At 59.5% G+C, this 13512-nt stretch carries 10 protein-coding genes; 9 read left to right on the top strand and 1 reads right to left on the bottom strand.

The features are described 5' to 3' along the window. Window positions 1-8 precede the first annotated feature (8 nt). The 4 genes from QFI97_RS19210 (at window position 9) to QFI97_RS19195 (ending at window position 3297) form a co-directional block, all read left to right on the top strand. Window positions 9-1238, top strand: coding sequence for a winged helix-turn-helix domain-containing protein (locus QFI97_RS19210; protein ID WP_346431807.1), 1230 nt, complete (start codon window positions 9-11; stop codon window positions 1236-1238). Window positions 1239-1337: 99 nt separating this feature from the next. Beyond that, a complete protein-coding gene (gene ycaR, locus QFI97_RS19205; RefSeq protein ID WP_041144800.1) occupies window positions 1338-1520 on the top strand; it encodes a protein YcaR in 183 nt (60 codons plus the stop codon). Then, the gene (gene kdsB / locus QFI97_RS19200; RefSeq protein ID WP_041144801.1) at window positions 1517-2263 is read left to right on the top strand and encodes a 3-deoxy-manno-octulosonate cytidylyltransferase; all 747 of its coding nucleotides are present in this window, start codon (window positions 1517-1519) and stop codon (window positions 2261-2263) included. The genes ycaR and kdsB overlap by 4 nt, the downstream gene beginning before the upstream one ends. Before the next feature lie 140 nt (window positions 2264-2403). Continuing rightward, the gene (locus QFI97_RS19195) at window positions 2404-3297 is read left to right on the top strand and encodes a YcbJ family phosphotransferase (RefSeq protein ID WP_095095694.1); all 894 of its coding nucleotides are present in this window, start codon (window positions 2404-2406) and stop codon (window positions 3295-3297) included. Here the strand turns inward: QFI97_RS19195 and elyC are convergent. Further along, window positions 3274-4053: an envelope biogenesis factor ElyC gene (gene elyC, locus QFI97_RS19190; protein ID WP_346431806.1), complete on the bottom strand. Its 780-nt coding sequence runs from the start codon at window positions 4051-4053 to the stop codon at window positions 3274-3276. The genes QFI97_RS19195 and elyC overlap by 24 nt on opposite strands. Before the next feature lie 120 nt (window positions 4054-4173). On the opposite strand from elyC, the gene cmoM reads away from it, so the two are divergent. The 5 genes from cmoM (at window position 4174) to ldtD (ending at window position 13414) form a co-directional block, all read left to right on the top strand. Continuing rightward, complete coding sequence (gene cmoM / locus QFI97_RS19185) at window positions 4174-4974, top strand: tRNA uridine 5-oxyacetic acid(34) methyltransferase CmoM (RefSeq protein ID WP_346431805.1); 801 nt, start codon at window positions 4174-4176, stop codon at window positions 4972-4974. Then, window positions 4971-6293: a chromosome partition protein MukF gene (mukF, locus tag QFI97_RS19180; RefSeq protein ID WP_095095705.1), complete on the top strand. Its 1323-nt coding sequence runs from the start codon at window positions 4971-4973 to the stop codon at window positions 6291-6293. The genes cmoM and mukF overlap by 4 nt, the downstream gene beginning before the upstream one ends. After that, a complete protein-coding gene (gene mukE / locus QFI97_RS19175; RefSeq protein WP_095095708.1) occupies window positions 6274-6978 on the top strand; it encodes a chromosome partition protein MukE in 705 nt (234 codons plus the stop codon). Before mukF ends, mukE begins: the two co-directional genes overlap by 20 nt. After that, a complete protein-coding gene (gene mukB / locus QFI97_RS19170) occupies window positions 6978-11426 on the top strand; it encodes a chromosome partition protein MukB (RefSeq protein WP_346431804.1) in 4449 nt (1482 codons plus the stop codon). Before mukE ends, mukB begins: the two co-directional genes overlap by 1 nt. 197 nt (window positions 11427-11623) lie before the next feature. After that, on the top strand, window positions 11624-13414 hold the full coding sequence (gene ldtD / locus QFI97_RS19165; protein ID WP_346431803.1) for a L,D-transpeptidase: 1791 nt from the start codon (window positions 11624-11626) through the stop codon (window positions 13412-13414). Window positions 13415-13512 lie beyond the last annotated feature (98 nt).

Below are 13512 nucleotides of genomic sequence, written 5' to 3'. Positions count from 1 at the left end.
GAACCTGCATGTCGGTACTAACGCTTTCACTTAAAGAAGCCCGCCATCTTCACCTTGCGGCGCAGGGCCTGCTGAAAAAGCCCCGGCGTCGCGCCCGCTCGGCCGACGTTCTGCAGACTATTCGCCAGATGTCGCTGCTGCAAATTGATACCATCAACGTTGTCGCCCGCAGCCCCTATCTGGTGCTTTTCAGCCGCCTCGGCAGCTATCCGCAAAGCTGGCTGGATGAGGCGCTGCGCGTGGGCGAACTCATGGAATACTGGGCTCATGAAGCCTGCTTTTTACCGCGCAGCGATTTTTCGCTGGTGCGCCACCGCATGCTGACGCCGGATAATATGGGCTGGAAGTATCATCAAGGGTGGATGAAGGAGCATGCGGATGACATTCAGCTGCTGCTGGAGCACATCGCGCAAAATGGCCCGGTACGCTCAGCTGACTTTAGCCATCCGCGTAAAGGCGCCAGCGGCTGGTGGGAGTGGAAGCCGCACAAGCGTCATCTGGAGGGTCTGTTTACTGCCGGCGAAGTGATGGTCGTGGAACGGCGCAACTTTCAGCGGGTTTACGACCTGACGCAGCGGGTGATGCCGCACTGGGATGATGCGCGCGATGCGCTGTCGCAGGCGCAGGCTGAAGAGATTATGCTGCGCAATAGCGCCCGCAGCCTGGGTATTTTCCGCCCGCAGTGGCTGGCCGACTATTATCGCCTGCGCCAGCCGGCGCTTGCGGGCCTGCTGGCGAACTGGCAGGAAGAGGGGCTGGTGACGGCGGTGAACGTAGAGGGGCTAGGCGATATGTGGCTGCACCGGGAGGCTTTGCAGCAGCTGGAAGCGGCGCCGGGCGGTAAGCTTTCGGCGAGCCATAGCGCGGTGCTGTCGCCGTTTGACCCGGTTGTCTGGGACCGTAAGCGCGCTGAGCAGTTGTTTAATTTTAGCTACCGCCTCGAGTGCTACACGCCGGCGCCAAAGCGCCAGTATGGCTATTTTGTGCTGCCGCTGCTGCATCAGGGCAGGCTGGTGGGCCGTATGGACAGCAAAATGCATCGCAAAACCGGGGTTCTGGAAATTTTCTCGTTATGGCTGGAAGAGGGCGTCAAGGTGACCTCAGGCCTGGAGAACGGCCTGCGGCGGGCGATTGACGATTTCGCCCGCTGGCAGCTGGCCGAGCGCGTTAGCTTCGGCCTCCTGCCGCCGGAACTCTTTGTCGACCGCCGGCAGGGGTGGCAGCTCGACGCTATTTGAGCGGCCGGCATCCGCCCGGCCGCATCGCCAAACGCAGCGCGGCGTCAGGTATCCTGTGCTATGCTGCTGCGGAATCTATTCGGTCCATCAGGAGGAAACATGGATCACCGTTTACTTGAAATTATCGCCTGTCCTGTTTGCAACGGTAAACTGTATTACAGCCAGGATAAGCAAGAGCTAATCTGCAAAATTGACAGCCTGGCTTTTCCTCTGCGCGACGGAATCCCCGTATTGCTGGAAACCGAAGCCCGCTCGCTAGCCGTTGGAGAGAGCCATTCATGAGTTTTGTGGTCATCATTCCTGCGCGCTTTGCCTCCACGCGTTTGCCTGGCAAGCCATTGCAGGATATCAACGGCAAACCGATGATTGTCCATGTGCTGGAGCGCGCGCGCGAGTCCGGGGCCGAGCGTATTATCGTCGCTACCGACCATGAAGAGGTGGCGCGCGCGGTGGAAGCCGCCGGCGGCGAAGTGTGCATGACGCGCGCCGATCATCAGTCCGGCACTGAACGCCTGGCTGAAGTTGTCGAGAAGTGCGCCTTCAGCGATGAGACGATTATCGTCAATATTCAGGGCGACGAGCCGATGATCCCGCCGGCGATTGTGCGCCAGGTCGCTGAGAATCTGGCCTCCAGCACCAGCGGGATGGCGACGCTGGCGGTGCCGATCCACGATGCCGAAGAGGCGTTCAATCCGAATGCGGTGAAGGTGGTGATGGATGCCGAAGGCTACGCCCTCTACTTCTCCCGCGCCACGATTCCCTGGGATCGCGATCGCTTTGCGCAGTCCCGCGACGCCATCGGCGATTCGCTGCTGCGTCATATCGGCATCTACGGCTATCGCGCCGGCTTTATCCGCCGCTATGTCAGCTGGGCACCGAGTCCGTTGGAGCAAATCGAAATGCTCGAGCAGCTGCGCGTGCTGTGGTATGGCGAAAAAATCCATGTCGCGGTGGCCGAAGTTGTCCCGGGTACCGGCGTAGATACGCCGGAAGATCTGGAGCGCGTTCGCGCCGAGCTGCGTTAACTCCCCGATCCCCTCCATCAGGAGGGGATATCCTCAGGCTATTTTTCCATACTTTTTGCCGCAATTTTTGATCTCACCCGATGACAACCTCGCGACCGACGCTCATGATGAAACCAGTAGTATTCATGAGGGTAATTCAAATGGAACAGTTGCGAACCGAGCTGAGCCACCTGCTGGGCGAAAAACTCAGTCGGGTAGAGTGCGTTAGCGAGAAGCCCTTGACGGCGCTGTGGGCGCTCTATGATGCACAGGGAAATCCGCTGCCGCTGCTGGCGAGAAGTTTCACCACGCCCGGCGTCGCGCGCCAGCTGGCGTGGAAGATATCCACCCTGGCCCGCAGCGGCTCCGTACGTATGCCGGTGGTGTACGGCGTAATGACGCATGAAGAGCAGCCCGGGCCGGATGTCCTGCTGATTGAGCGGCTGCGCGGCGTCTCCGTCGAAGCCCCGGCCCGCACTCCGCAGCGCTGGGAGCAGCTGCAGGAGCAGATCGTCGAAGCGCTGCTGTCGTGGCACCGTCAGGATAGCGGCGGCTGCGTCGGGGTGGTTGATAGTACGCAGGAAAACCTGTGGCCAAACTGGTATCGCCAGCGGGTGGAGGTTCTGTGGGGGACGCTTAACCTTTATCAGGATACCGGCCTGACGATGCAGGACAAACGGATCCTCTTCCGTTCGCGGGAGTGCCTTGGCGAATTATTTAAAGATTTCAATGACAACTGCGTGCTGGTGCACGGCAGCTTCACGCTGCGCAGCATGCTGAAGGACGCGCGTAGCGACCAGCTGCTGGCAATGGTGGGGCCGGGGATGATGCTGTGGGCGCCGCGCGAATATGAGCTGTTTCGCCTCTGCGACGGCGGGCAGGCGGAACAGCTGCTGTGGCACTATCTGCACCGCGCGCCGGTAGCGGAATCCTTTCTCTGGCGGCGCTGGCTCTACCTGCTGTGGGACGAGGTCGACAGCCTGGTCAATACCGGGCGCTTCGATCGCGCCCGCTTTGATTTAGCCGCGAAATCACTCCTGCCCTGGCTCGCCTGACGCGCCTTTTAGCCACTGCCAGATGCGCCCGAGGGTTTCATAGCCGACGCGATCGCTGTGCATCAGCCAGAAGGGGGACGGGATCGCGCGCTCCCACGGATTTAACGGCGATTCGATCGCCAGCTGGTTGGCCGGCGCCGGTAGCGGATTGAGTCCGGCGTGGCGGAAGAAGATCATCGCTCGCGGCAGATGCGAGGCGGAGGTGACCAGCAGGAAAGGAGCATCGCCAATCGCCTGTTTTACCGCCTGAGCCTCTTCTTCCGTATCCTTTGGCCGATCCAGGACGATAATGTCGCCGGCCGGCACGCCGAGGCTCTGCGCGACGCGGGCGCCGGCCAGCGCGGTGCTGACCGGGTTAGTTTTGGCGGCCGCGCCGGTAAAGATAATCTTCGATCCCGGATTCTCATGCCACAGGCGGATCCCTTCGGTCAGCCGCGGCAGGCTGTTGTTAATCAGGTTCGAGCTGGGGGCCCAGTCCGGATTCCACGTATACCCGCCGCCGAGCACCACCACATACTGAACGCGTTTCGCGCCGCGCCATGTCGGATAGGTCTCTTCGATCGGCTTGAGTAAGCTATCGGCCACCGGCTGCAGGCTGAGCAGGGCCAGCAGCAGCCAGCCGATGCTGACGCAGGTCTTGCCGGTTTTTTGCCAACGGCTAAACCACAGCAGCGCGATGCCGAAAGCGATCAGCATCAGCAGCAGGGGAAGGGGCAGCATCATGCCCCCCAGATACTTTTTCAGCGTAAAAAGCATGCCAGATGGGTCCTTTTTAACCACATAACCAAACTTATGCCCCGATCTTATAACAGATCGCTTCACTCTCAGCGCGGGTATGACAAAATAGCGGCTTTGTGTTGGCTTGTGGAGTCGCCCGTGCAGGATCGCAATTTCGATGACATTGCCGAAAAGTTTTCGCGCAATATATACGGCACCACCAAGGGCGAACTGCGTCAGGCCATCCTCTGGCAGGATCTGCAGCCGCTGCTGGAGCGGCTTGGCCCCGGGCCGCTGCGCGTTCTCGACGCCGGCGGCGGCGAGGGACAAACGGCGGTAAAGGTTGCGCAGATGGGTCATCACGTCACGCTGTGCAATCTTTCTGCCGAGATGGTTGCTCGCGCCCGGCAGGCGGCAGTCGATAAAGGTGTGATCGACAACATGCATTTTGTACAATGCGCGGCTCAGGATATTGAGCAGCATTTGGAAAGCCCGGTCGATCTGATACTGTTTCATGCGGTGCTGGAATGGGTGGCCGAGCCTCAGGAGATGCTGCGGGTGCTGTGGTCGGTGCTGCGTCCCGGCGGCGCGCTGTCGCTAATGTTCTACAATGCTAACGGTCTGCTGATGCACAACATGGTCGTCGGAAACTTCGATTACGTGCAGATCGGGATGCCAAAAAAGAAAAAACGCACGCTATCGCCGGACTATCCGCGTTCGCCGGAGCAGGTGTACGGCTGGCTGGAAGAGCAGGGCTGGCAAATTACCGGCAAAACCGGCGTGCGGGTGTTTCATGATTATCTGCGTGAAAAACGCAGACAGCGCGACAATTTTGCGGCGCTGCTGGAGCTGGAGACGCGCTACTGTCGCCAGGAGCCGTATATCAGCCTGGGCCGCTATATTCACGTCACCGCGATTAAGAACCAGGCTCAGAGCTGCCGATGCAAGGATAAAGTATGAGTGAATTTTCCCAGACAGTCCCCGAACTGGTTGCCTGGGCCAGAAAAAATGATTTTTCTATTTCGCTGCCGGTCGACAGACTCTCTTTTCTGCTGGCGGTTGCCACGCTGAACGGCGAGCGGCTTGAAGGGGAAATGACCGAGGGAGAACTGGTGGACGCGTTCCGCCACGTCAGTGATGCGTTTGAGCAGACCAGCGAAACCATCAGCCAGCGCGCCAATAACGCGATTAACGATATGGTGCGCCAGCGTCTGCTGAACCGCTTTACCAGCGAACTCACGGAAGGCAATGCCATTTATCGCCTGACGCCGTTAGGTATTGGGATTACCGACTACTATATTCGCCAGCGCGAGTTTTCCACGCTGCGCCTGTCGATGCAGCTATCGATCGTCGCCGGCGAGCTCAAGCGCGCCGCCGACTCTGCGGAAGAGGGCGGAGATGAGTTTCACTGGCATCGTAACGTCTTTGCGCCGCTGAAATATTCGGTGGCGGAAATTTTTGACAGCATCGATCTGACCCAGAGAATCATGGATGAACAGCAGCAGCTGGTGAAGGACGATATCGCCCAGCTGCTGAACAAAGACTGGCGGGCGGCGATCTCCAGCTGCGAGCTGCTGCTCTCGGAAACGTCCGGGACTCTGCGCGAACTGCAGGATACGCTGGACGCGGCGGGCGATAAGCTGCAGGCTAACCTGCTGCGGATCCAGGACTCGACTATCGCGCGGGACGACCTGCATTTCGTCGATCGCCTGGTGTTCGATCTGCAAAGCAAGCTCGATCGCATCGTTAGCTGGGGCCAGCAGGCGATCGACCTGTGGATCGGCTACGATCGCCACGTGCATAAATTTATCCGTACCGCCATTGATATGGATAAAAACCGCGTATTTGCTCAGCGTCTACGCCAGTCGGTGCAGACCTACTTCGATGCGCCCTGGGCCTTGACCCACGCCAGCGCCGACCGCCTGCTCGATATGCGTGATGAAGAGATGGCGCTGCTCGATGAAGAGGTCACCGGGGAGCTTCCTGAGGATCTGGAGTACGAAGAGTTTAATGAAATTCGTGAACAGCTGGCGGCCCTCATTGAAACGCAGCTGGTTATCTATAAAGACAAAGGGCTGCCGCTGGATCTCGGCCTGGTCGTGCGCGAGTATCTGGCGCAGTATCCGCGCGCGCGGCACTTCGATGTGGCGAGAATCGTCGTCGATCAGGCGGTACGTTTGGGCGTAGCGCAAGCAGATTTCACCGGACTGCCGGCACAATGGCAGCCGATTAATGATTACGGAGCCAAGGTACAGGCGCATGTCATCGACAAATATTGAACAAGTGATGCCAGTTAAACTGGCGCTGGCGTTGGGCAATCCGTTATTTCCGGCGCTGGATAGCGCCCTGCGTGCGGGTCGCCATATCGGCCTGGACGAACTGGATAATCACGCATTTTTGATGGATTTTCAGGACTACCTGGAAGAGTTTTACGCTCGCTATAACGTTGAGCTGATTCGCGCGCCGGAGGGGTTCTTCTACCTGCGCCCGCGCTCCACCACGCTGATCCCGCGCTCGGTGCTGTCAGAGCTGGATATGATGGTCGGCAAAATTCTTTGCTACCTCTACCTGAGCCCGGAGCGTCTGGCGAATGAGGGGATCTTCACCCAGCAGGAGCTTTACGACGAGCTGCTGACCCTGGCGGACGAAGCCAAGCTGCTGAAGCTGGTGAACAACCGCTCCACCGGCTCCGACCTCGACAGGCAGAAGCTGCAGGAAAAAATGCGCGCGTCGCTTAACCGCCTGCGCCGTCTCGGCATGGTGTGGTTTATGGGTCATGACAGCAGCAAGTTCCGCATTACCGAATCGGTGTTCCGCTTCGGCGCTGACGTTCGCGCCGGCGACGATCCGCGCGAGGCGCAGAAGCGCCTGATCCGCGACGGCGAAGCGATGGCGCTGGAGAATCACCTGCAGCTCAATGATGAGAATGAAGAGAATCAGCCGGATAGCGGGGAGGAAGAGTAATGATTGAACGCGGTAAATTTCGCTCGCTAACGCTGGTTAACTGGAACGGCTTTTTTGCCCGTACTTTTGACCTGGATGAACTGGTTACCACGCTTTCAGGGGGCAACGGCGCCGGGAAATCAACCACCATGGCGGCCTTCGTCACGGCCCTGATCCCGGACCTGACCCTGCTGCACTTCCGTAACACCACCGAAGCGGGCGCCACCAGCGGCTCGCGCGATAAGGGCCTGCACGGCAAGCTGCGCGCCGGGGTGTGCTACTCGGTGCTGGACGTTATCAACTCCCACCACCAGCGCGTGGTGGTGGGCGTACGTCTGCAGCAGATTGCCGGCCGCGACCGCAAAGTCGATATCAAGCCGTTTGCCATTCAGGGCCTGCCGGACTCTATTCAGCCGACGCAGCTGCTGACGGAAACCCTTAACGAACGCCAGGCGCGCGTCCTGAGCCTCAACGAGCTAAAAGATAAGCTGGAAGAGATAGAAGGGGTGCAGTTCAAGCAGTTCAACTCAATAACCGACTATCACTCGCTGATGTTCGACCTGGGCGTGGTCGCCCGCCGTCTGCGCTCGGCCTCTGACCGCAGCAAATACTATCGCCTGATCGAAGCCTCGCTGTACGGCGGGATCTCCAACACCATTACCCGCTCGCTGCGCGACTACCTGCTGCCGGAAAACAGCGGCGTACGCAAGGCGTTCCAGGATATGGAAGCCGCGCTGCGTGAAAACCGCATGACCCTGGAGGCGATTCGCGTCACGCAGTCCGACCGCGATCTGTTCAAGCACCTGATCAGCGAGGCCACCAACTACGTGGCGGCGGACTACATGCGTCACGCCAACGAGCGTCGCGTCCACCTGGATAAAGCGCTGGAGTACCGTCGCGATCTGTTCACCTCCCGCGCACAGCTGGCGGCAGAGCAGTATAAGCACGTCGATATGGCCCGCGAGCTGCAGGAGCATAACGGGGCAGAAGGCGATCTTGAGGCCGACTATCAGGCCGCCAGCGATCATCTGAACCTGGTGCAAACCGCGCTTCGCCAGCAGGAAAAAATCGAGCGCTACGAAGCGGATCTCGATGAGCTGCAGATTCGTCTTGAAGAGCAGAACGAAGTAGTGGCGGAAGCGACCGATCTGCAGGAAGAGAACGAGGCTCGCGCCGAGGCGGCTGAGCTGGAAGTGGATGAGCTGAAAAGCCAGCTTGCCGACTACCAGCAGGCGCTGGACGTACAGCAGACCCGCGCGATTCAGTACAACCAGGCGCTGCAGGCGTTAGACCGTGCGAAGGCGCTGTGCCATTTGCCGGATTTAACTCCGGAGAGCGCCGGCGAGTGGCTGGAAACGTTCCAGGCGAAGGAGCAGGAAGCGACGGAGAAAATGCTGTCGCTGGAACAAAAAATGAGCGTTGCGCAAACCGCGCACGGTCAGTTTGAGCAGGCTTTCCAGCTGGTGGCGGCAATCAACGGCCCGCTGGCGCGTAACGAAGCCTGGAGCGTGGCGCGCGAGCTGCTGCGCGATGGCGTTAACCAGCGCCACCACGCCGAGCAGGCTCAGGGGCTGCGCAGCCGCCTGACCGAGCTGGAACAGCGCCTGCGCGAGCAGCAGGAGGCTGAACGTCAGCTGAACGAATTCTGCAAGCGCCAGGGCAAGCGTTACGATATTGACCGTCTGGAAACGCTGCACGAGGAGCTGGAGGCGCGGATTGCCTCCTTGTCGGACAGCGTCTCCTCCGCCAGCGAGCAGCGAATGACGCTGCGTCAGGAGCTGGAGCAGCTGCAGTCCCGTACCCAGACGCTGCTGCGCCGGGCGCCGATCTGGCTGGCGGCGCAGAACAGCCTCAGCCAGCTCTGCGAGCAGAGCGGCGAGCAGTTTGAATCAAGCCAGGACGTGACCGAATATCTCCAGCAGCTGCTGGAGCGCGAGCGCGAGGCCATCGTTGAGCGCGACGAAGTCGGCGCGCGTAAGCGGGCCATCGATGAAGAGATTGAACGTCTTAGCCAGCCGGGCGGCTCGGAAGATCCGCGGCTTAATGCCCTGGCGGAGCGTTTTGGCGGCGTGCTGTTGTCGGAAATTTATGACGACGTTAGCCTTGAAGATGCGCCGTACTTCTCCGCGCTGTACGGCCCGTCGCGCCACGCCATCGTGGTTCCCGACCTGTCGCAGCTCACCGGGCAGCTTGAAGGCCTGGAAGATTGCCCGGAAGATCTCTACCTGATCGAAGGCGATCCGCAGTCGTTCGATGACAGCGTATTTAGCGTTGATGAGCTGGAAAAAGCGGTTGTCGTCAAGGTTGCCGATCGGCAGTGGCGCTACTCGCGCTTCCCGACGCTGCCGCTGTTTGGCCGCGCCGCCCGTGAAAGCCGTATTGAAAGCCTGCACGCCGAGCGGGAAGATCTGTCCGAGCGTTTCGCTACCCTGTCGTTCGACGTGCAGAAGACCCAGCGTCAGCATCAGGCCTTCAGCCGCTTTATCGGCAGCCATCTGGCGGTGGCCTTTGAAGACGATCCGGAAGAAGAGATCCGTAAGCTGAACAGCCGCCGCGGCGAGCTGGAGCGGGCGCTTAACGCCCATGAAAGCGACAACCAGCAGAACCGGGTGCAGTACGACCAGGCGAAAGAGGGCGTTTCCGCGCTTAACCGCCTGCTGCCGCGCCTTAGCCTGCTGGCGGACGATACGCTGGCCGATCGCGTTGACGAGATTCAGGAGCGCCTGGACGAAGCCGAAGAAGCGGCTCGCTTTATCCAGCAGCACGGCGGCCAGCTGGCGAAGCTGGAACCGATGCTCTCAGTGCTGCAGAGCGATCCGGAGCAGTTCGAACAGCTGAAAGAAGATTACGCTTACTCGCAGCAAACCCAGCGTGAAGCGCGCCAGCAGGCGTTTGCGCTCAGCGAAGTGGTGCAGCGCCGCGCCCACTTTAGCTACTCTGATTCCGCAGAGATGCTTAGCGGCAACAGCGATCTCAACGAAAAACTGCGCCAGCGTCTGGAGCAGGCGGAGAGCGAACGCCGCCGGGCTCGTGACGCCACGCGTACGCATACCGCGCAGCTGAACCAGTACAACCAGGTTCTGGCCTCGCTGAAAAGCTCGTATGACACCAAAAAAGAGCTGCTGGGCGATCTGTATAAAGAGCTGCAGGATATCGGCGTACGCGCCGATAGCGGGGCGGAAGAACGCGCCCGCGTGCGTCGTGATGAGCTGCATACGCGGCTGAGCAATAACCGCTCGCGGCGCAATCAGCTGGAAAAAGCCCTGACCTTCTGCGAAGCGGAGATGGACAACCTGACCCGCAGGCTGCGCAAGCTTGAGCGCGATTACTGCGAAATGCGTGAGCAGGTGGTCAGCGCCAAAGCTGGCTGGTGTGCGGTGATGCGGCTGGTGAAAGACAACGGCGTTGAGCGCCGCCTGCACCGTCGCGAGCTGGCCTACCTCTCGGCAGACGAGCTGCGTTCGATGTCGGATAAAGCGCTCGGCGCGCTGCGTCTGGCGGTGGCGGATAACGAACACCTGCGCGACGTGCTGCGAGTCTCTGAAGATCCGAAGCGTCCTGAGCGCAAAATTCAGTTCTTCGTCGCCGTCTACCAGCACCTGCGCGAGCGTATCCGTCAGGATATTATCCGCACCGACGATCCGGTTGAGGCGATTGAGCAGATGGAGATCGAGCTCAGCCGTCTGACCGAAGAGCTGACGAATCGCGAACAGAAGCTGGCGATCAGCTCCCGCAGCGTGGCCAATATTATCCGCAAGACCATCCAGCGCGAGCAGAACCGTATCCGCATGCTCAACCAGGGTCTGCAGAGCGTCTCCTTTGGTCAGGTCAACAGCGTGCGTCTCAACGTCAACGTACGGGAGACCCACTCGACGCTGCTTGACGTGCTGTCTGAACAGCATGAGCAGCATCAGGATCTGTTCAACAGCAATCGCCTGACCTTCTCGGAAGCGCTGGCGAAGCTCTATCAGCGCCTCAATCCGCAGATTGATATGGGCCAGCGTACTCCGCAAACCATCGGTGAAGAGCTGCTGGACTACCGCAACTATCTGGAGATGGAAGTGGAAGTTAACCGCGGCTCCGACGGCTGGCTGCGCGCGGAGTCCGGCGCGCTGTCGACCGGGGAAGCGATCGGTACCGGGATGTCGATTCTGGTGATGGTCGTTCAGAGCTGGGAAGACGAGTCCCGCCGCCTGCGCGGAAAAGACCTGTCGCCGTGTCGTCTGCTGTTCCTCGATGAAGCGGCGCGTCTTGATGCCCGTTCTATCGCCACGCTGTTTGAACTGTGCGAACGTCTGGAAATGCAGCTAATTATTGCCGCCCCGGAAAATATCAGCCCGGAAAAAGGCACCACCTATAAGCTGGTGCGTAAGGTGTTCAATAACCATGAACACGTACACGTGGTTGGCCTGCGCGGTTTCGCGGCCCAGCTACCGGCAACGCTGCCGGGCACGGCGGATGCTTCCTGATGGCTATGCAGTAATATGCGATGAGTAGTATCAAAGGGCGACATGATGTCGCCCTTTTTGTTAGTCGATGAGATGTGTTAACGTTGTATAATCTTTAAACTTCTTTACATTTGGGAAGGCAAAAGCGTTTTCGCCTTTATATACTGAGAGTGAGCCCTTTTTTTAAGGGCGGCAATGTGTCAACAGGGGGGCAAGGGATGTTGCTAAAGAAACGGTATGGTCGTCAATTGTCGGCGCTTAGCTTGAGCCTGGCTTTTGCATTTGCTCCACTGTTCAATGTCCAGGCCGAAGAGCCTGAAGTCGTACCCACGGACAGTTCCGCAACGCTGGGAGAGCCCTCGTCTGCGCTGATCCAAAACAACAGCCAGTCTGCCGCGGTGGCGAAAATGGCCGGCGAGCAGTCCCTGGCGACAGAGGTCGCCGCGAAAAGCCGGGCTGAAATTGAAGCGCTGCTTCCGGCTGACTATAAGCCTGTCTTTATGAATCCGCTGGTCTCGCTGTATGCGGCCAGGGATATGAAGCCTATGTGGGAGAACCGTGAGGCGGTGCAGGCGTTCCAGCAGCAGCTGGCCGAAGTCGCTATCGCGGGCTTTCAGCCGCAGTTTACAACCTGGGTGAGCCTGCTGACCGATCCCGCGGTGAGCGGTATGGCGCGCGATATCGTGCTGTCCGACGCCATGATGGGCTACCTGCATTTTATTAGCGGTATTCCGATTCAGGGCAACCGCTGGCTATACGGAACCAAACCCTACACCATGGCCACGCCGCCGCTATCGGTCATTAATCAGTGGCAGCTGGCGCTGGATAACGGCTCTCTGCCGCAGTTTATTGCCGGGCTCACGCCGCATCATCCGCAGTATGAGGCCATGCATCAGGCGCTGCTGCAGCTGGTGGCCGATTCGCGCCCGTGGCCGCAGATGACCGGTAGCGCATCGCTGCGTCCGGGAGAGTGGAGTAATGATGTTGGCGCGCTGCGCGAGATATTACAGCGTACCGGCATGCTGGATGATTCGGCGAAAATTACCCTGCCGGGAGACGTTGTCAGTCCGTCGGCAGGTAAGAAAAGCAAACCGGCTGCGCGCGGCATCTACGATCGCCAGTTAGTCGAGGGCGTTAAGCGCTTTCAGGCCTGGCAGGGGCTGGGGGCGGATGGCGTGATTGGCCAATCTACGCGCGACGGGCTGAACGTCTCCGCGGCGCAGCGCGCCGGGGTTGTGGCGCTCAACATTCAGCGTTTGCGCCTGCTGCCTGGCAATCTGTCGACCGGCATTATGGTGAATATTCCGGCCTTTTCGCTGGTCTATTACCAGGACGGAAGCCAGGTGCTGGCATCGCGGGTGATCGTCGGTCGTCCGGACCGTAAAACGCCGATGATGAGTAGCGCGCTGAATAACGTGGTGGTCAATCCGCCGTGGAACGTGCCGCCGACGCTGGCGCGCAAAGATATTCTGCCGAAGGTGCGCAACGACCCGGGCTATCTTGAGCAGCATGGCTATACCCTGATGCGCGGCTGGAACAGCAAAGAGGCGATCGACCCTTACCGCGTTGACTGGTCGACCATCACCGAGAACAATCTCCCGTTCCGCTTCCAGCAGGCTCCGGGCGCGCGCAACTCGCTGGGGCGTTATAAGTTCAACATGCCGAGTTCTGACGCTATCTATCTGCACGATACGCCGAACCACAATCTGTTCCAGAAAGACGTACGGGCGTTGAGCTCCGGCTGCGTGCGCGTGAATAAGGCGTCCGAGCTGGCAAATATGCTGCTGCAGGATGCGGGCTGGAACGATACGCGAATTTCCGCCGCGCTCAAGCAGGGCGATACCCGCTATGTGAATATTCGCAACAATATACCGGTGAATCTTTATTATCTCACCGCGTTTGTTGGCGCTGATGGACGGACACAATATAGAACAGATATTTACAATTACGATCTCACCGCGCGATCTGGCGCACAAATTCTGGCAAAAGCCGAACAATTAATCAGGTAAATGAAGTAGTTCAACGGATCTCGTTGTCCTAACTCTGGGTGAAAACAGGCGCTGTTCGTCTACAGGGCCCGTTTTCACTGGGGTTAGGCCGCCTTGAC

Origin of the sequence: Klebsiella scottii (assembly GCF_036561945.1) — a bacterium.
Classification (GTDB): domain Bacteria; phylum Pseudomonadota; class Gammaproteobacteria; order Enterobacterales; family Enterobacteriaceae; genus Klebsiella; species Klebsiella scottii.
This window is presented reverse-complemented; position numbering and strand designations above follow the sequence as displayed.

Coding starts and splice junctions, on each gene's coding strand:
- QFI97_RS19210 (WP_346431807.1), top strand. CDS start 9: ATGTCGGTACTAACGCTTTCACTTAAAGAAGCCCGCCATCTTCACCTT.
- ycaR (WP_041144800.1), top strand. CDS start 1,338: ATGGATCACCGTTTACTTGAAATTATCGCCTGTCCTGTTTGCAACGGT.
- kdsB (WP_041144801.1), top strand. CDS start 1,517: ATGAGTTTTGTGGTCATCATTCCTGCGCGCTTTGCCTCCACGCGTTTG.
- QFI97_RS19195 (WP_095095694.1), top strand. CDS start 2,404: ATGGAACAGTTGCGAACCGAGCTGAGCCACCTGCTGGGCGAAAAACTC.
- elyC (WP_346431806.1), bottom strand. CDS start 4,053: ATGCTTTTTACGCTGAAAAAGTATCTGGGGGGCATGATGCTGCCCCTT.
- mukF (WP_095095705.1), top strand. CDS start 4,971: ATGAGTGAATTTTCCCAGACAGTCCCCGAACTGGTTGCCTGGGCCAGA.
- mukE (WP_095095708.1), top strand. CDS start 6,274: ATGTCATCGACAAATATTGAACAAGTGATGCCAGTTAAACTGGCGCTG.
- mukB (WP_346431804.1), top strand. CDS start 6,978: ATGATTGAACGCGGTAAATTTCGCTCGCTAACGCTGGTTAACTGGAAC.
- ldtD (WP_346431803.1), top strand. CDS start 11,624: ATGTTGCTAAAGAAACGGTATGGTCGTCAATTGTCGGCGCTTAGCTTG.